Consider the following 15,979-nt stretch of genomic DNA (forward strand, 5'->3'; position numbering starts at 1 on the left):
TAAGTAAAAGCAATCAAAGAAAAAGAATGAAAATAGTTAGAGATATGGACCGAAAACTATGAAAAATTTGAGTAAATAGAAATAGTAACTATCCAAAATATAAGAAAAGAAAGAAGTATATATCTATTTATTTAGGAAGGGGATAGGTGAATTGCAGATAGAGGGAAGTAAGAGAAGAGGTACGAAAGATGACAAAGTCAAATAAAAAAGTACTGAAGTATTTAGTAGGAATCGGAGCAGTGAGTTGTTTCGGGCTGTTCTTATTTAATTATTTTGACAAAGAAGACGTCCTAAGAGCACATCCGACACAAGAAATTACGATTGATGCAGGAACGAAACAAGCCGCCAAAATCCCTAAAGACACGACAAGTGGAATATCCGAACAAAATTTAAAGAATGATGACATACTTAAAGACTATGACAGTTATCTTCAAACTAATATGTATACTGCATCTTTGAATTTAAAAAATAGAATCGGATATTCAGGTACCGTAGCAAATGATATGACAAAAGATTTATATGTAACAAATGATAATAATTTTGTTGGATTAATTGGATCTACTAATTATAACCAGCCAAATTGGGTGAGTAATCCGATTGCCGAAACAAGTTTGGTTTTATTTGATTCAGAAGGAAAAATACTTAAAAATATAAAAACAGGATTTGGCGACACAGCACGATTATATAAAAACAAAGCTACAGATACTTATTTTATGATATCAGCTACAAATTATAAAAAATTTGATTCAAATTTGAATGTAGTAGAAAGTAGTACATATAAAACTCCTAATAACGGCTTAACATATAATCGATCAGGTACTGATGCGGAAGGTAATGTTTACTCGGTGCCGTATGAACTATTTCGAAATGAAAATACAACCGATAATTTAATTGCGAAATCTATGATTGTTTATAAGGTAAGTGAGGAGTCTAGTGGTACTTTAGGTGAAAATGATGTGGAGGTATCTTTACAATCATTATCTCAGTATGTTGGAGGCTATGCTAAAGTAACAGGTACTACGGTTCCTTTGCAGGCTTATGAAGGTTTAGATACAAACGGATTTACTAAGTTCTCTAATGGGACATATGGTGGAATATATTTACTATCTGATACACGTGGATGGACCCTGAGTAAATATTTTGTTCTATGGGATAGTAAAGGTGATATTATAGCTTACTATGATTTAAAAGGTAATGGAGTTAGGCAATTACTTTCAGAATTCGATGGAATTAATTTTTACTTTAGAGAATACTCTCACTGGAATTTAATGAAGTATTCTACACAAGATAATTCATTAAGTGTCATTTCTTCACTTGGATCAGAAATGAACTACGATTTTGTTGATGAAAATAAAGTTTCAATTTATGGAAATTCACAACTGACAGGAATTTTTAAAAAGTACGATCAAGGGTCTAATGACAAAAAATTCATTATTTCTGAAGGAGATATAAATAATATTTTTCAACCTGAAAAAAAACTTATTTTGGGTATAAAATCAACATATGATGATTTTGAAGTTCAAGAATTTAATGACAAAAACGTTATGAATGCGACGGTTATGAATGAGATACCTTTTGGTATTAATTTATTAAAAGGTTACCAAGAGGGAGCTTACGTGAGATATGGATATCTTGGAATGAGCTCCAATCGATCAGGTATAGAGGCTCCTAAGGATGGATGGCCAGTTAAAGAAACTTCTGACAGAACCTCGGTTTACTATGGAACAATGGATGCAGAGCCTGATTATGCACCTGCAATCAAACAAGGAAATGGAAAAGGAGTCATAATAAATAAAGAAGAGGAAGCCTATACCTCTAGTGACAAAAATAGTAATAATTGGACGCCTCTTGAGAACACCTTAATTACAGGGGATTTAAATGGAACTACCAGCGATCCAAATTCAGTAAAAGCGTATGATTATTATGATATAGACAAAGCTTTTACCCCAATTACTACGGACGATTTCCAAAAAAAAATAAATAGAAATCCAAACAGTTTAACTAATGAGATCGATTGGAAGGCATTGGGATTTGATTTAAATACGCTAGGGCCTCAAAAGGTCACCTACTTTATTTCAGATTCACAAAAACAAATAACAAGCACATCTAAAAACGTAAATGTTGTTGATCATAAGACAGAGTACGATGAAGACACCGCAAAAGTCGCACTACGAGCAGAGAACTTTACGATCAAGCTAACAGATTTACAGGCCTTACAAAAAAGTGGTGGATTAACACAAGAATTGTTGACTGGAGAGAAAACTAGTACGTATGGAAATGTCTTAGCCTGGGATTTAGATAAAGGGGACACGTATAATACAGAGGTAAAAGTTGATCCTGATCAATTGGCTGCTATCAATGCCGCCAAAGCATTTGGTAAATTTCCATTAAAATATACCCTAACTAAAAACAATAAAACAATTACCAAAAACACGTACGTATATGTTATGGGAGCGAATAGCCAACAAGTAGGGGAAAATGGCACAACGATTTTTAATACGGATCCTATTGAACTTCCATGGGATATAACGTCGACATTAACTACGGATGCCCTTGGAACTAAAGTAATGACAGACGGCAAGGTGGTTGCCTATGATTTTGAGACAGGCGAGGATATTACAAAAACAACTGTCAATAAAGTAGCGACAGTCAGTCCTATAGAAACAGATCTTACAGCACTAAAAGCGCTCAAACCAAAAAATACCACAGATAAACCGAAACAAACGGTTCATTATGCGATTAAACGTGGTACAACTGAGGAATCGGCAACCACAACCGTAGGGACAGAAGTCACCGTGTACTATCGATTTGCGACAGTTACCATCAATTTCAAGGATGAGGATGGAAATACGTTATACGATAAGAATAATCAGGCGTTAACCTATAAGAAGGGTGACAAAGAAATAACGATTGCGCAAATCACATTGACGAATCAGATTGTTGGGGAAACTATTAATTTTACGACGTTAGACGATATTACTGAACCAAAAACAGCCGCCGGGAATGGAACGGGGTATGACTTTGTCGATTATTTTAAAGCGGATAATACAACAAAAGTAACAACGCCAACGGCTGTTCCTGTTCAGTGGAAGGAGGCTTCTGCAACAACAGATCCCAATGAATATACATTAAAATATAAAGGCCTCCTACGTTTCTTATCCATCCCTGAAACGATGACGTTTGATTCAAAAGTTATTCGTGCATTTGATCAAGAATCCTCTGCTTCTAAAGATAATTCGCCGTTAACGGTTGGAGATAACCGAAAAACAACGGGTAAAGGAGAGGTTAAAGGAAAGTGGAAAGTCAATGTGACATTAGTGGATGATTTTAAACTACAAGAAGAAGGATCTACTGAGAAACTTCTTAATATTTTATATTATGGAAATACACTGATAACGAAAACAGAAGGAACAACGATTAAAACAAATAGTACCGCAACAACTAAAACGGACATCCCATTGAATAATACGAGTAGTTTTAAACTGAAAATTCCTGCTGGACAAGCGAAAAAAGGAACGTATCAGGCAACCATTAAGTGGGATTTATTGAATGCGCCGTAGTTATGGAAAAAATAGAAACGGAATGTGCGTTAATCTAAACGATTAACGTTTCACATAAAAAAATAGGAAAGTAGGAATTTGGAAATGAAAAAAACAGTAGCAGCCTTAGCTTTATTGGCAATTGGTGGAACAACAATCTTTGGAGGGCAAGCAGCGCATGCCGTTGAGGCAACAGTAAATGAAGATGTAACGACAGAAGGAGATGTTAAATTTACACCGAACACCGATGGTACAGGTGGGTTAATTAAACCAGGAACAGTAGACGATACAATTAAAGTAGCAGATGGCGCCGCATCAAAAGGCGCTTTGCGTATAACCAATGTACCTAGTTTCCGTTTTGGTACAGTAAGTGTATCTGCACAAGCGACAAGTTATCCGTCTTTATTGACAACTTATCAAACAACGTCAACGGATAAAGATGGTATAGTTACAGAAGGTACAAAAAAAGTGAAAATCCCGCAATTTGTTCAAGTAGCCGATGAACGTGGTGAAGCAGAGGGTGTCTTTAAAGTAACTGCAAAAGCTACGAAATTTACTGAACAAGATGTAGCGGAAGGAAAAATAGCGGATGTTTTAGAGAATACTCGTATTCAATTTTACGGTCAGACATTAAGAAATAATGTCCTTGATAAAGATGCAGTAAATAAAGTAGATGCTGATGCTACCGAAATTTTGGCTGGAATGAATGTAGATCCTGCGGCGGAAGCAGGTAAGCCAATCGGTGAGCTGAATGACACAACTGCATTACCTATTTTATCAACGAAAGTTGCCGGTGGGGCAAATGGATCTATTTCTTCGATAGTATTCGATGGATCCTATACCACAGATAAAGAATACGATAAATTAACAGATGGAAAAGGGAATCCACTAACTACAAATGATCAAGTTAAATTGTCGGTTCCAGCCGGTGAATCACCTAAAAGTAACGTGACGTATAAATCTACTATTACTTGGAATTTAACAAACGTACTATAAAATAATCAAAGTGGGAATGGACAGCTAGCCATTTCCACTTTTTACTAAGTGACAAGGAGAGACGTATATGAAAAAAAGAGAACAGCGAGTATTATTCGGACTCGTGTACATACTCATAAGCAGCATCTTTTTTCTTTTTCCAATGATCGGAAAAGCAGAGGTAGGAGATATTTCAGTAAAAGCGATCTTACCTGAAAATCAACATAATCCGGATGTAACCTATTATGATCTTCGTGTGACACCAGGCCAAACACAAGAAGTAAAATTAGAGATTAATAATGCGGGAGACAAGGAAGAAAACGTAACAATTGCGTTAACAGATGCCCGAACAAGTAGGATTGGAGATATTGATTACTCTGTTGTAGAAAACTATAAGAAAGATAGCAGTTTAAGCACAGGATTAACAGATATCGCTAAAGTAGAATCAACTGCGACTGTTCCAGCCAAAGGATCGATTACAGTTCCCATTCAAATAAAGGTCCCACAAGAGCCGTTTGACGGAATGATTTTAGGAGGAGTTACGGTAACACAACCAGAAGGTCAAACAAGCAAGAGCTCAAAAAGCAAAGGGATGCAGATTGAGAATAGAGTTTCTATAACAGTTGGAATGAAGCTGACGGAGTCAGATACACCGGTAGAAGCAGCGTTGGATTTTGTAGGGGCAAAGGCGGGCCAAGAAGCTGGACGTAACCAAGTGGAAGTAACTCTTCAAAATCATGAACCTACAGTTTTAGAAAAAATTGATTATGAAGCGAAGCTATACAAAAAAGGAGAAAACGAAGTTTTACATGAGCGGAAAGTCAGTGGTTATCGATTTGCGCCGAATTCTAGTTTTACGTTTCCGATTAGTTGGGAAGGGGAGCGATTTGAGCGAGGAACTTATCGAGTGAAATTAACAGCTGTATCCCAAGAAACCGGACAAAAATGGCAGTGGGATGAAGAGTTTGAAATAACTGCTGAGGAAGCAAAGAAATTGAACGATAAAGCAGTAGATTTAGAAGAAAAACCAATGTGGTATTATTATCTACTGATTGGTATAGGAGTTCTTGTAGTTATTGTAGTTATTCTGCTTATTTTACGTAATAGAAAAAAGAAAAAAGAGGAAGAAGAAAAGCGAGCGAGAGCGAAAGCAAAAAAGAAAAAAGCACAACAAAAAAGAAAACAAGAGCGAAAAAAATAGGACTAGCTATAAAAAAAGCAGATAGTACTAGTGGAAACAATAAATGGATAATTGTTTCTGCTAATATTCATGAAAGAGTTCCCTTTGGTTTTAGCAGAACTAGATCGTTGTATAGAGAAAACTAGTATTTTTAAGTATTGTTCCAAACAACTAATTCAACAGGTCAAAGGATATATAGTATTAGTAGACTATTTTGAGAATCTTTTAGAGAATTTAAATAACAAAAATAAGGACAACTTTAATACATGAAAAGTTGATACAAAAAGAGAACTTAGAGAGGTTCAAGTTACTATCGATTGAATATAGAAAACATACCAGGTGTGCTAACAAGGAGTCAATATATTGTTTCGTATTTTGAGTAGGAACTACCTTGTACTTGAATAAGAATAAAAGATAAAAATAATGAGTGAAAAATAGGATAGAAAGTGGGAAGGAAAATGAGAAGAACGATAGGAGTAATTGTGAGTGTTATAGGGCTGAGTGTACTACTTTCGGGGTGTGGAAAAAGCGCGAAGGACCAATTTGTTCAAGCATATAAAGAACAAATAACACAAAAAGAAGGGACATGGACATTTGAGGGAGGGATCAAAGAGATTGAATTTGGCTCATCATCAGATACAGCAGTAAATCCAACCATAGGGATGTTACAAACACAATTAAAAGACATATCTATAAAAGGAACGTATCAAATCGTCAAAAAAGAAGACTATATGTTTGATGTTTCTATGAAGGCGAAAGCGCTAGGGATGGAGATTCCGGTTGAAATGATTGGTTCCTTAGGAAAACAACCTAAAGTTTATTTAGGTACAGATATGCTTGAGTACTTGACACAAGTATTGGCAACAATTTCAGGAGGGGCGACAGTAACGGAAGGCTTTGATACAGAAGAATACAAAGGGAAATATGTTGATTTAACAGCATTGGGAGAAGAAATAGATAAAGAAGAGCAAGACAAGGTGAGGAAAGAATACAAAGTAATGGAAAAAGAACAAATGAAAAACCGAGAGAAAGTATCGGATTATCTAAATGAATTGGATCAAAAAACGTTTACCCAAAAAGATGGAGCGGTTAGCCATACCTTTACGAAAAAAGAACTAGAGAAACTTATCAGCATTTTTATAAACGAAGCAGAGGAAAAGAAAACGATGAAAGAGATGTTGAAGCAGTATCAGGATTTATCCGTGAAGGTATTGATTGATACAAAGAAAAAGAAAACAAGCAGTGTGTGGACAATCAAACAGGCAGAAGAAGAGGCGGAATCAAGTATCCAGTCAATGGTGGTAGAATCGTCCGTCACGTATAGTGAGAAGAAGCCAACAATCGACTTACCTAAAAAAGAAGCTATTTTATCAGAAGAAAAGGTGAAGGAGTTACTTGCGCGATTAGAAGGAGAGTCCGAAACAACAACTGGAATGTTAACAGAGACAGAGTTTAATGAACTGAAAAAAACGTTAGAAGGAGTGAAAGGTTCATTAGATAAAGAAACGAAAGAAGAATTGCTTACCTCCTATAAAGAAATGTTAACAGAAGAACAGTTGAAAGAGGTAAAAGAACTACTTCAAGATGTTGGAGAACCCAATTTATAGAAGTAGTGTACGAGCCAATGAAACAAACATTGTTTGAACTATATAGTAGGAGGAGTAGTATAATGAAAAAAATTTTTAGTCTTTATGTTTTAGTAGTGGTTTTATTGACTGGTTGTGGAGCTAGTGAAAGTAAATTAGAAACGGTTACCTACGGAATGGATTCAACAAATGGTGTAACCTTGAACATGGAAATTAAATATGACAAAGATAAACATGTTCAAGAAACTATTACGAAGAATACGTATAACTATAAAGAAATGGGCATGAACAAAGAGCAAGTAAAAGAATATATTGAAAAAGCTTCAACCATGTATAAGGATATGTCTGGAGTAACAGATACAATTGAATACGGAAATGAGGAAGCAAAAGAAACACTGAAAATAATAGTAAAAGATGTGTCAAAAGAATCACTGCCAGTATTGTATTCAATTAATGCGAATGATGATGGAACAGTTTCGTTAGATACGTTGACCAAAAATTTTGAAGCATCTGGATTCAAAAAAATAAATAATAAAGAATAAGTTATGAGTGCGCAATGCCAATGATTTTTTGCACTTATATGGAACACAAAAAGCCGAACTAGTTCCTCAAGTGAATAATGAATATAGCTTGAAACTAGATAAAAAACGAAATATATGGTGTACATCCTGTAGAAACCAAAAGCCCTGAGAATGATTCAGAAAAATAAGAAACTAGTGAGAGTTCCTATTTAAGTAGTTTTAATCATCGTCTGGTTGGTTCGAACCTTTGTTACAGAGATGTAACTTGATTGACACTTTTTTTAATTATGAAATGCGGAGGTAGTTACTTTGAACGAAGAGATGGAGCTAATTGAAGAAATAAAGAAGAAAAAAAGTGTTTATAGAAAAAAGTTAGTTGATGCGTCCTATTTTTTATTGATAGGAGGAATGATTTTCATTTATGCAATTTATAATGTACGTGAACTGTTGAGTGAAAATTATTTTGGTATTTACTATTATAATGTTCCTAGAATATTAAGTTGGTTTTTCGACACCTTTGGTCCTATATGGACTACAGTTATGATGTTTCTGTTATCATTTATATTCTTAGGTTATTTTCTCTATAGATTTAGTCAATATAAGAAAAATATGAAAGAGTTGAAAAGAATAAATGAGAACTAAGCATTTTTCATTCCTAAAGATGTAATCGCGTCTGGTGAATGAATGTTTGTATCAATTGATGCAACAAAAGCTAAATAACTTAGAAAATAGATAGAGCAGGAGGATGTTTAGTTTGTATAAAAAATTATCGAATTTCTATATGGCTGTTGCTATTATTGGCATTATTACAGCCGTTCCAATTATAGGTAGTTTTTTCGACTTATTTAGGATCCTAACGATGGTGTTGTTAGGATTTTCGATTTATTTATTAGTGAAACAACCAAAAGAAATAAAGAGAACGGCCAATGTTCTGATGATTATTTCTTGTGTTTTAGTTTTGAAATGTGTGATTTCCAAATTCTCAAATTTTACAGCAGTTCTTGGAGATAAAGTGAGGGATACCATTAGCTGTTTAGACAGAACAGTTTTAATTCACAAAGAAACCCTATGTATCGGTTGATACATAGGGTACTTGGGGGAATCGAGATTATGTGAACTTCTTCTTTATATAACAGATACAAATAAGCTTGGCTATTCGTTGATAATATTTCAAACTTATTTTGCTATTTATTTGCTTCCTAAATTAATTTGGAAAGAGTTTTTTTGTGACACGTAAAAAGACTATTTGGATAGGTATAATTTTTAGAACTTTATGGTTTTTAAGTGCAGGCTTTACTATGATTTTTTACTTAGCTGATAAATTACCTGATAGTTTTCAAGTTCCGAAGTTTATCGGTTGGTTATATGAATTTATAGGAGTTCTGCCTGCTTCAATTGTTCAATTAGTATTATGTTTCTTTATCATTTTTTTTTTCGTTACCAAGAAAAATGAAAAAAATTGAATGACAAACAATTTTATTAGATTTGAATAAGGCCATATTATGTTAAATTGCAAAAAAGTTATTTATTTTAGACGACTTTAAAAACTTTGCAATGGAATCTAATTACCTTATTATACATATAATATCTTAAGGAGAGTGATTATGTTGTCACAACATATTGGTAATAAAGGAGAAAAATTTAATTTATCTCAAGCTAGTTCTTCTGTTAATAGAGAAGCAGATATCGACAGAATCAAAAAATATGATGAATTCGGTATAAATGACGTTTCTAAATTTACTTTTCCAATGTTTATAATCTTCCTTATAGGCATAAGACTTATGGTTGAAAACCATTATATATTTGGAATAATAATAACAATTTTGCCAATTATATTATTTTTATTTAGACGGTTTACGTACATTAGCCCAACTGATTCATATAAAAATGGTTTGATTACACCAGCTATAATTACTGCTATTGAATCTGATAAGGTAGAAATACTATATTTAGCTCCTATGAATAATGGTGATGATGATAATTTGATTTTTGGTTGTAAAAAAGTGAAAATTAATAAAATATCAGGATCATTTTTATCAATAGGAGAAAAAGTTCCTTGTGTTAGTCTATTCAATCCTTTCTTTGGTCCTATTAAAAATTGTTGGAGCGATTTTGATAGTAGACCATTAGTTTGGGGTTATGAAAGTCGTCATATTATTGATTTTGCCTTATTAGCTTTAGACAATGATAGAAAATTTAGAGTTAGCTATTGGGAAATATTAGATAATATAAAAATAGTAATGGAAAAAAAAGAATACAATAAGATTATATTTTTTGATGAAAATTATAATGTTGTGATTGGAGATAATAATAAGGAAATAGTAATTGAGGAATCAACTACTTTGATAGGAAGAATAATTGACTTAAATTTACAAAAAGAATACAGCCTAAAATTAGGAAGTGATAAGAAGAATGACAAACAGCTAAAAAAAATCAGAAAACAATTTGACATTAAAGAAACAGAATCTATAATTTTAACGATTACAGATTCAACTTTAGCAGGCCACTATGGACTTGCTATTACTGATTCCTATATTTACTCAAAAGATATAATGGAGAAACCTATTTCCACAAAAAGAAATAATATTTCAATAAATTATCCCTTTTCAATAAAAAAAAATAGTATTAGATTAGATGAGGAAGTCATTCATACATTACCTAACTCTTTAGATGATATAGAGGCAATAAAAACTTTAATAGAAGAAGTTCTGAAAAAAGGGCTTATTTAAATTTTTTTTATTTATGATTAACTCACTGCTATATAATTAGAATCATAAACTATAGATTAGAATAATGCGATTTATTAAAATATACTTCTTTATATTTTACAACAAACAAGACATGATTGAAAATAGATAAAAATACATGGAATTTATAGATGTTTTATTTGTACCAAAAACATTCGTTTTTGAGAATGCTATAAACATATTTTTTTACATTTGAATTTTGAAGTATCGGGCTATTTCGTATCATTAAAAAAACTCATTTAGAACTTCGGTAAGATCATAAATTATATAAAATACATATGAAAAAAATTCAGGATCATCTTTTTTCATATTCCGTATAGTTATGCTCTATTATCGATAACGTACGCTGAAGTTTGTGACGATACTCTGGCTCTTTTGAATCAATTAACTCAACATCTTGCAGAATTATTCCTATCTTATTGCCTATATTTCTTTGATTTTTTCTAATATTACTCATATAAATACCTGTTTTTATCAATAACTGAAGGTGGGGAAATTCTATGTATCTAACAAAAAAAACTGTTTTTTTTTTTGACTTTTTTATTTAAGGAGGGGGCTTCTGATCTAAAAAGAATTATTGAAAATCTTAATATCGACGAAGTTAATGCTGAAATTCAAAAGGAACTTTCAATTTTTTAGATATTGAGTAAGACAGTTATTCTAATCTTAAATTAATTGGTTTTCAAATAGTATTCCTAAAAAGGATCAATAAAAAACGCAAGCATTACAAATTTAAAAAATATGATATACTTAAGGTGTAAATGAAGATCAAGTATAACACTAAATCCCTAGAGAAGTCGGATTCTCCAGGGTTTTTTCGTGGGCTAATGTCGTCGTAGTGCGGTTTTACTTCTTGTTTTTGGTATTTAGCCAATACTTAAAAGTATTGATAGTGTTACGCCAATATGCCAAAATAGAGAGTATGAACTAGTATAAATAGGGAAATAATCAATCGAAAATTGATTGGAAAAAGTTTTGACTGGAGGAAGCCTAGAGTGGAAAACAAAGAATCACTATTTGAGGTCAGTAGCTTCACTTATCAGGATCAGGGCGGTAATTTAGCTGGTGTCAGATTACTAAAACAAGAAGAACATCTGTCAACAGAGCAAATGCAACTGCTCGCAAACAAATTGGGCTATGCTGAAACGGCGTTTGTTCAACCTATAGCTTCGAATGAGTTTAAGGTACGCTATTTTACACCACGAACTGAAGTGCCCTTATGTGGACACGCAACCATTGCAGCATTTTGTCTGTTGAAGAAATTAGAAAAATTGACTACGGGAGAATATTCGATCCACACGCAAGCTGGGAAATTAACGATTTTACTATTGGAAGATGGTACCGTTTTTATGGAACAAGCTTTGCCGGTTTTTTATACAGAAAAACTAGATTATGCTGCCGTTGCTCGTTCTTTGGGAATAGATGTTACTGATTTTTCAGAAGAGATGCCATTAAAAGTCGTATCAACAGGATTAAAGGATTTAATGATTCCAGTCAAAGATACAACTATTTTGCAAGCCATTAAGCCCAATACAAGGGAAATAGAAGCAATCTCAAAAAAATTAGCTATTATTGGCTATCATGTTTTTGTTCCAGCAAAGACCACAATTCATTGTCGCAACTTTGCCCCTTTTGTTGGTATTGAAGAAGAATATGCGACAGGAACGTCTAACGGGGCCCTAGCTTGCTACCTATTTCAAACAACTCAAAGAATAGGTGACGCATCTTACATCTTTAAGCAAGGACGACTAAGTTCAGACCAGACTGGGCAGATCATCGTTGAAATTAGTGCCGACAATAAAAAAATTAAACAAGTTTTGGTTGGGGGAAAAGCTGTTATTAGTCAAAATTTATCAGAAGTGGATCAGTTCTGATCTGAAACAGAAGAATGTATAAAAGGTTTAAAATGAATAGTAGATAGTATAAATAGCAGAAATTTTTCAATCAAGCAGTTTCTAAAAGGGGAATTGAAACATGGAGGTAACAGCTTTGAATAGTAAGAGAATCTTTGGTCTATTTTGGGGAATAGTAGCTTTGCTAATCTCATTTGGTATTTTACGTATATTAACTAAAGTCAGTGACAATGACTTTGCAGGAAAAGGAACAGCTATCTATGCAATAGTAGCCATTTTATATATGATAATAACGATCGGCTTGGCAAAATATTATTCGAAAAAATTTGCTTACTTTCTAATCCTATTGCTTTTTCTTAGTGTTCTCTCTCCTTTACTGCTTATTTTTACGCTCAATAATTATTAATTGTTACTATAAAGTATTACGATGAAACGGGAGGGGAAAGAATGAGTAAGGATAATGGTAGTTCTATCTCAATAGGGCTTTGTTTGGGCGTCACATTTGGTTTGATTTTTGATAATTTAACGTTAGGAATTGCAATAGGTGTAGCAATCGGAGCTGCAGGGATTTTTGATAGTAAGAAGAGGAAGAATAAGGAAGGCGAAAAGAAATGGAGTGAGAAAGACTGAATAAAATTATTGCAGTTGATCAGGTATCCTTTCAACTTGAGAAGCAAAATATACTAGAGGATATTACATTATCATTTGAAAAAGGGAGCAGAACAACCATTACTGGACCTTCGGGCAGTGGGAAAAGTAGCTTACTCAAAATACTAGCATTGTTGATAACACCGACAAATGGTCAGGTGCTTTTTCATGAACAGGATATCATCAACCTGCAACCTGAAAGCTATCGTATGCAGGTATCCTACTGTTTTCAGCAACCAACTTTATTTGGCGAAACGGTAAGGGATAATTTTGTATTTCCTTATGAGGTTCGCAAACAAGTATTTCAGGAAAGCCATGTGTTGACTCTTTTGGAACAAGTTGAATTACCAAAGTCATATTTGGATAAGAAAATCACTGAATTATCTGGTGGTGAAAAACAACGAGTGGCATTGATCCGTAATGTGATATTTCTACCCGAAGTTTTACTTCTAGATGAAGTAACGGCAGGCTTAGATGAAAAAAGTAAGCGAATTGTCAATCAGTGGTTATTGCGATTGAATCAAGAACAGAATATTACGTTGATTCGTGTGACTCATGATACAGAAGAAATAACGCAATCGACTGTTGTGAAGAAAATCGTAGCAGGTAGATTGGAGGAAGGGCAATGAATTTAGCAGTGAACGATCTTTCCTTATTATTTGCAGCGATGTTGGTGTTTGTCGCTTTATTGATCAGTTATAAAGAAAAATTAGGGTTTACTAAGGATATTATCATTAGCGTTTTTCGAGCGATCATTCAATTGATCTTAGTCGGTTATTTACTTAAATATGTCTTTCAAGTCAATAGCAAACTATTAACGATTGTAATGGCTGGCGTCATTATCATCAATGCGGCACTCAATGCTAGTAAGCGGAGTAATCATTTGAAAAACGGTTTTTTGATTTCTTTGTTGGCGATCGCTTGCAGTACAGGGGTAACAATTGGTGTTTTAGTTCTTTCAGGAGCGATTCAATTTACACCCTCTCAAATTATTCCTATCAGTGGTATGATCGCAAGTAACGCGATGATCGCTATCGGCTTATGCTATCGTAATATGGATAGTTTATTTCATGATCAACGTCAGGCCGTTCTTGAAAAATTAGCTTTAGGTGCAGATATCAAACTAGCTTCACGCGACATCGTGCGTGCGAGTATTCGAACGGGTATGGCCCCAACGATTGATTCTGCTAAGACGGTTGGAATCGTCAGCTTGCCTGGGATGATGTCAGGCTTGATCTTTGCCGGTGTTGATCCAGTTCATGCCATCAAATATCAAATTATGGTTACGTTCATGTTGCTGTCTGCAACGAGCATTGGTTCGGTTATTGCAACGTATTTAGCTTACAAAAGTTATTACAATACACAAAAGCAGTTAATAATTTAGTTTAATTGTTTAAAGGCAAATCAATTCAGTTTTGCCTTTTTTTGTATACTTTATTTTGAAAAGTATAGACATTTTATGGTTGTAGCTTTATAATTAAAATAGATGACCATTATATAATGAGAGTAGGGACTGAAATGCAAAAGGTATTTCCAGATAATTTTTGGTGGGGTGCAGCGACATCCGGGCCACAAAGTGAAGGTAGATTCAATAAAAAACATGCGAATGTGTTTGATTACTGGTATGAAATCGAACCAACTGATTTTTATGACCAAGTTGGACCAGATGTGACTTCTAATTTTTACAATAGCTTTAAAGAAGATATCGCATTAATGAAAGAAGTTGGTTTAAACAGCGTGCGGACTTCGATTCAATGGACACGTTTGGTAGATGACTTTGAAACTGGAGCAGTCAATGAAGATGCTGTCCGTTTTTATAATGCCGTTATCGATGAGTTTATTTCAGCAGGTATTCGTCCTATAATGAATCTACATCATTTTGATTTACCAGTAGCTCTATATGATAAGTATGGCGGGTGGGAATCAAAACATGTGGTAGATTTATATGTGAAGTTTGCGGAAAAATGTTTCGAATTATTCGGAGATCGTGTCAAAGATTGGTTTACCCATAATGAGCCAATCGTTGTCGTTGAAGGAGAATATTTACATCAATTCCATTATCCAAAAATCGTGGATGGAAAAAAAGCGGTACAAGTAGCGTATAACTTGAATTTAGCTTCTGCTAAAGCGATTCAAGCTTTTAGAAAAATGGGGTTGCAAAATGATGGCGCAAGAATCGGAATCATCTTGAATTTAACACCAACTTACCCAGCCTCTGATTCACCAGAAGATTTAGCCGCAGCGAACATTGCTGAGTTATTTAATAATCGAATGTTTTTAGATACAGCAGTACACGGAGAGTTTCCAAAGGAATTAGTCGAACTATTTAGAAAAGATGGGGTTCTTTGGGAAAGTACGCCAGAAGAATTAGCGGTGATCAAAGAAAATACGATCGATGTTTTAGGGGTCAATTTCTATCATCCGAATCGTGTAAAAGCACCCGACGTAGCACCAAACAGTGTAGGTGCATGGCTGCCAAATCGCTATTTTGATGAGTTTAATATGCCTGGTCGTCGCATGAACATTGATCGTGGTTGGGAAATTTACCCTAAAGCACTATATGATATTGCGATCAACATTCGTGATAACTATAAAAATATTGCCTGGTTTGTTTCTGAAAATGGCATGGGTATATCAAATGAAGAACGCTTTATGAACGAAGCTGGTGTAGTTGAGGATGATTATCGAATTGACTTTATTCGAGAACATTTAGAATGGGTTCACCAAGGAATTGAAGAAGGCTCTAATTGCTTTGGCTATCATTTATGGACACCAATCGATTGTTGGTCTTGGGCAAATGCCTATAAAAATCGTTATGGATTGATTTCTACCAATATCCACACGCAAATTAAAACAATCAAGAAATCAGGTCATTGGTTTAAAACAATTGCGCAAACGAATACGCTAGATAACAAATAATTAAAAGGATA

Annotated in this window: 15 protein-coding genes; all 15 read left to right on the plus strand. The window is 34.0% G+C overall.

The features are described from left to right. Positions 1 to 188 precede the first annotated feature (188 nt). The 15 genes from IGJ50_RS02570 to IGJ50_RS02640 all read left to right on the plus strand — a co-directional run bounded on the left by IGJ50_RS02570 (position 189) and on the right by IGJ50_RS02640 (position 15,968). Positions 189 to 3,560 (plus strand): hypothetical protein, encoded by a 3,372-nt coding sequence (locus IGJ50_RS02570; RefSeq protein ID WP_429948766.1) that lies wholly within the window; start codon positions 189 to 191, stop codon positions 3,558 to 3,560. A gap of 84 nt (positions 3,561 to 3,644) precedes the next feature. Next, positions 3,645 to 4,535 carry a WxL domain-containing protein gene (locus tag IGJ50_RS02575; RefSeq protein ID WP_429948768.1) on the plus strand — a complete coding sequence of 297 codons (891 nt, stop codon included), beginning with the start codon at positions 3,645 to 3,647 and terminating at the stop codon, positions 4,533 to 4,535. Positions 4,536 to 4,602: 67 nt separating this feature from the next. Next, complete coding sequence (locus IGJ50_RS02580; protein WP_429948770.1) at positions 4,603 to 5,715, plus strand: DUF916 and DUF3324 domain-containing protein; 1,113 nt, start codon at positions 4,603 to 4,605, stop codon at positions 5,713 to 5,715. A gap of 437 nt (positions 5,716 to 6,152) precedes the next feature. Beyond that, complete coding sequence (locus tag IGJ50_RS02585; RefSeq protein ID WP_429948772.1) at positions 6,153 to 7,301, plus strand: hypothetical protein; 1,149 nt, start codon at positions 6,153 to 6,155, stop codon at positions 7,299 to 7,301. Positions 7,302 to 7,363: 62 nt separating this feature from the next. After that, positions 7,364 to 7,822, plus strand: coding sequence for a DUF1307 domain-containing protein (locus tag IGJ50_RS02590; RefSeq protein WP_429948774.1), 459 nt, complete (start codon positions 7,364 to 7,366; stop codon positions 7,820 to 7,822). A gap of 288 nt (positions 7,823 to 8,110) precedes the next feature. Then, on the plus strand, positions 8,111 to 8,443 hold the full coding sequence (locus tag IGJ50_RS02595) for a hypothetical protein (RefSeq protein ID WP_429948775.1): 333 nt from the start codon (positions 8,111 to 8,113) through the stop codon (positions 8,441 to 8,443). A 112-nt stretch (positions 8,444 to 8,555) separates the two neighbouring features. Then, positions 8,556 to 8,882, plus strand: a complete 327-nt coding sequence (locus IGJ50_RS02600; RefSeq protein ID WP_429948776.1) for a hypothetical protein — start codon at positions 8,556 to 8,558, stop codon at positions 8,880 to 8,882. A 145-nt stretch (positions 8,883 to 9,027) separates the two neighbouring features. Continuing rightward, positions 9,028 to 9,264, plus strand: a complete 237-nt coding sequence (locus tag IGJ50_RS02605) for a hypothetical protein (protein ID WP_429948778.1) — start codon at positions 9,028 to 9,030, stop codon at positions 9,262 to 9,264. 141 nt (positions 9,265 to 9,405) lie between these two features. Then, entirely contained in the window at positions 9,406 to 10,530 is a 1,125-nt protein-coding gene (locus tag IGJ50_RS02610) for a DUF3239 domain-containing protein (protein ID WP_429948780.1), read from the plus strand. A gap of 1,013 nt (positions 10,531 to 11,543) precedes the next feature. Beyond that, on the plus strand, positions 11,544 to 12,422 hold the full coding sequence (locus tag IGJ50_RS02615; RefSeq protein WP_069640196.1) for a PhzF family phenazine biosynthesis protein: 879 nt from the start codon (positions 11,544 to 11,546) through the stop codon (positions 12,420 to 12,422). A gap of 100 nt (positions 12,423 to 12,522) precedes the next feature. Beyond that, positions 12,523 to 12,807 carry a hypothetical protein gene (locus IGJ50_RS02620; RefSeq protein WP_429948782.1) on the plus strand — a complete coding sequence of 95 codons (285 nt, stop codon included), beginning with the start codon at positions 12,523 to 12,525 and terminating at the stop codon, positions 12,805 to 12,807. Between the two features lie 41 nt (positions 12,808 to 12,848). After that, positions 12,849 to 13,031, plus strand: coding sequence for a hypothetical protein (locus IGJ50_RS02625; RefSeq protein ID WP_069640197.1), 183 nt, complete (start codon positions 12,849 to 12,851; stop codon positions 13,029 to 13,031). Continuing rightward, positions 13,028 to 13,678 carry an ABC transporter ATP-binding protein gene (locus IGJ50_RS02630; RefSeq protein WP_429950015.1) on the plus strand — a complete coding sequence of 217 codons (651 nt, stop codon included), beginning with the start codon at positions 13,028 to 13,030 and terminating at the stop codon, positions 13,676 to 13,678. Before IGJ50_RS02625 ends, IGJ50_RS02630 begins: the two co-directional genes overlap by 4 nt. Next, positions 13,675 to 14,433 carry an ABC transporter permease gene (locus tag IGJ50_RS02635; protein ID WP_429948784.1) on the plus strand — a complete coding sequence of 253 codons (759 nt, stop codon included), beginning with the start codon at positions 13,675 to 13,677 and terminating at the stop codon, positions 14,431 to 14,433. The genes IGJ50_RS02630 and IGJ50_RS02635 overlap by 4 nt, the downstream gene beginning before the upstream one ends. A 134-nt stretch (positions 14,434 to 14,567) precedes the next feature. Next, positions 14,568 to 15,968: a glycoside hydrolase family 1 protein gene (locus IGJ50_RS02640; RefSeq protein WP_429948786.1), complete on the plus strand. Its 1,401-nt coding sequence runs from the start codon at positions 14,568 to 14,570 to the stop codon at positions 15,966 to 15,968. Positions 15,969 to 15,979: the final 11 nt, after the last annotated feature.

Source organism: Enterococcus sp. AZ101 (genome assembly GCF_050499005.1).
In the GTDB taxonomy this organism is placed as follows: domain Bacteria; phylum Bacillota; class Bacilli; order Lactobacillales; family Enterococcaceae; genus Enterococcus_L; species Enterococcus_L ureilyticus.

Coding starts and splice junctions, on each gene's coding strand:
- IGJ50_RS02590 (WP_429948774.1), top strand. CDS start 7,364: ATGAAAAAAATTTTTAGTCTTTATGTTTTAGTAGTGGTTTTATTGACT.
- IGJ50_RS02585 (WP_429948772.1), top strand. CDS start 6,153: ATGAGAAGAACGATAGGAGTAATTGTGAGTGTTATAGGGCTGAGTGTA.
- IGJ50_RS02625 (WP_069640197.1), top strand. CDS start 12,849: ATGAGTAAGGATAATGGTAGTTCTATCTCAATAGGGCTTTGTTTGGGC.
- IGJ50_RS02620 (WP_429948782.1), top strand. CDS start 12,523: ATGGAGGTAACAGCTTTGAATAGTAAGAGAATCTTTGGTCTATTTTGG.
- IGJ50_RS02580 (WP_429948770.1), top strand. CDS start 4,603: ATGAAAAAAAGAGAACAGCGAGTATTATTCGGACTCGTGTACATACTC.
- IGJ50_RS02640 (WP_429948786.1), top strand. CDS start 14,568: ATGCAAAAGGTATTTCCAGATAATTTTTGGTGGGGTGCAGCGACATCC.
- IGJ50_RS02575 (WP_429948768.1), top strand. CDS start 3,645: ATGAAAAAAACAGTAGCAGCCTTAGCTTTATTGGCAATTGGTGGAACA.
- IGJ50_RS02610 (WP_429948780.1), top strand. CDS start 9,406: ATGTTGTCACAACATATTGGTAATAAAGGAGAAAAATTTAATTTATCT.
- IGJ50_RS02635 (WP_429948784.1), top strand. CDS start 13,675: ATGAATTTAGCAGTGAACGATCTTTCCTTATTATTTGCAGCGATGTTG.
- IGJ50_RS02570 (WP_429948766.1), top strand. CDS start 189: ATGACAAAGTCAAATAAAAAAGTACTGAAGTATTTAGTAGGAATCGGA.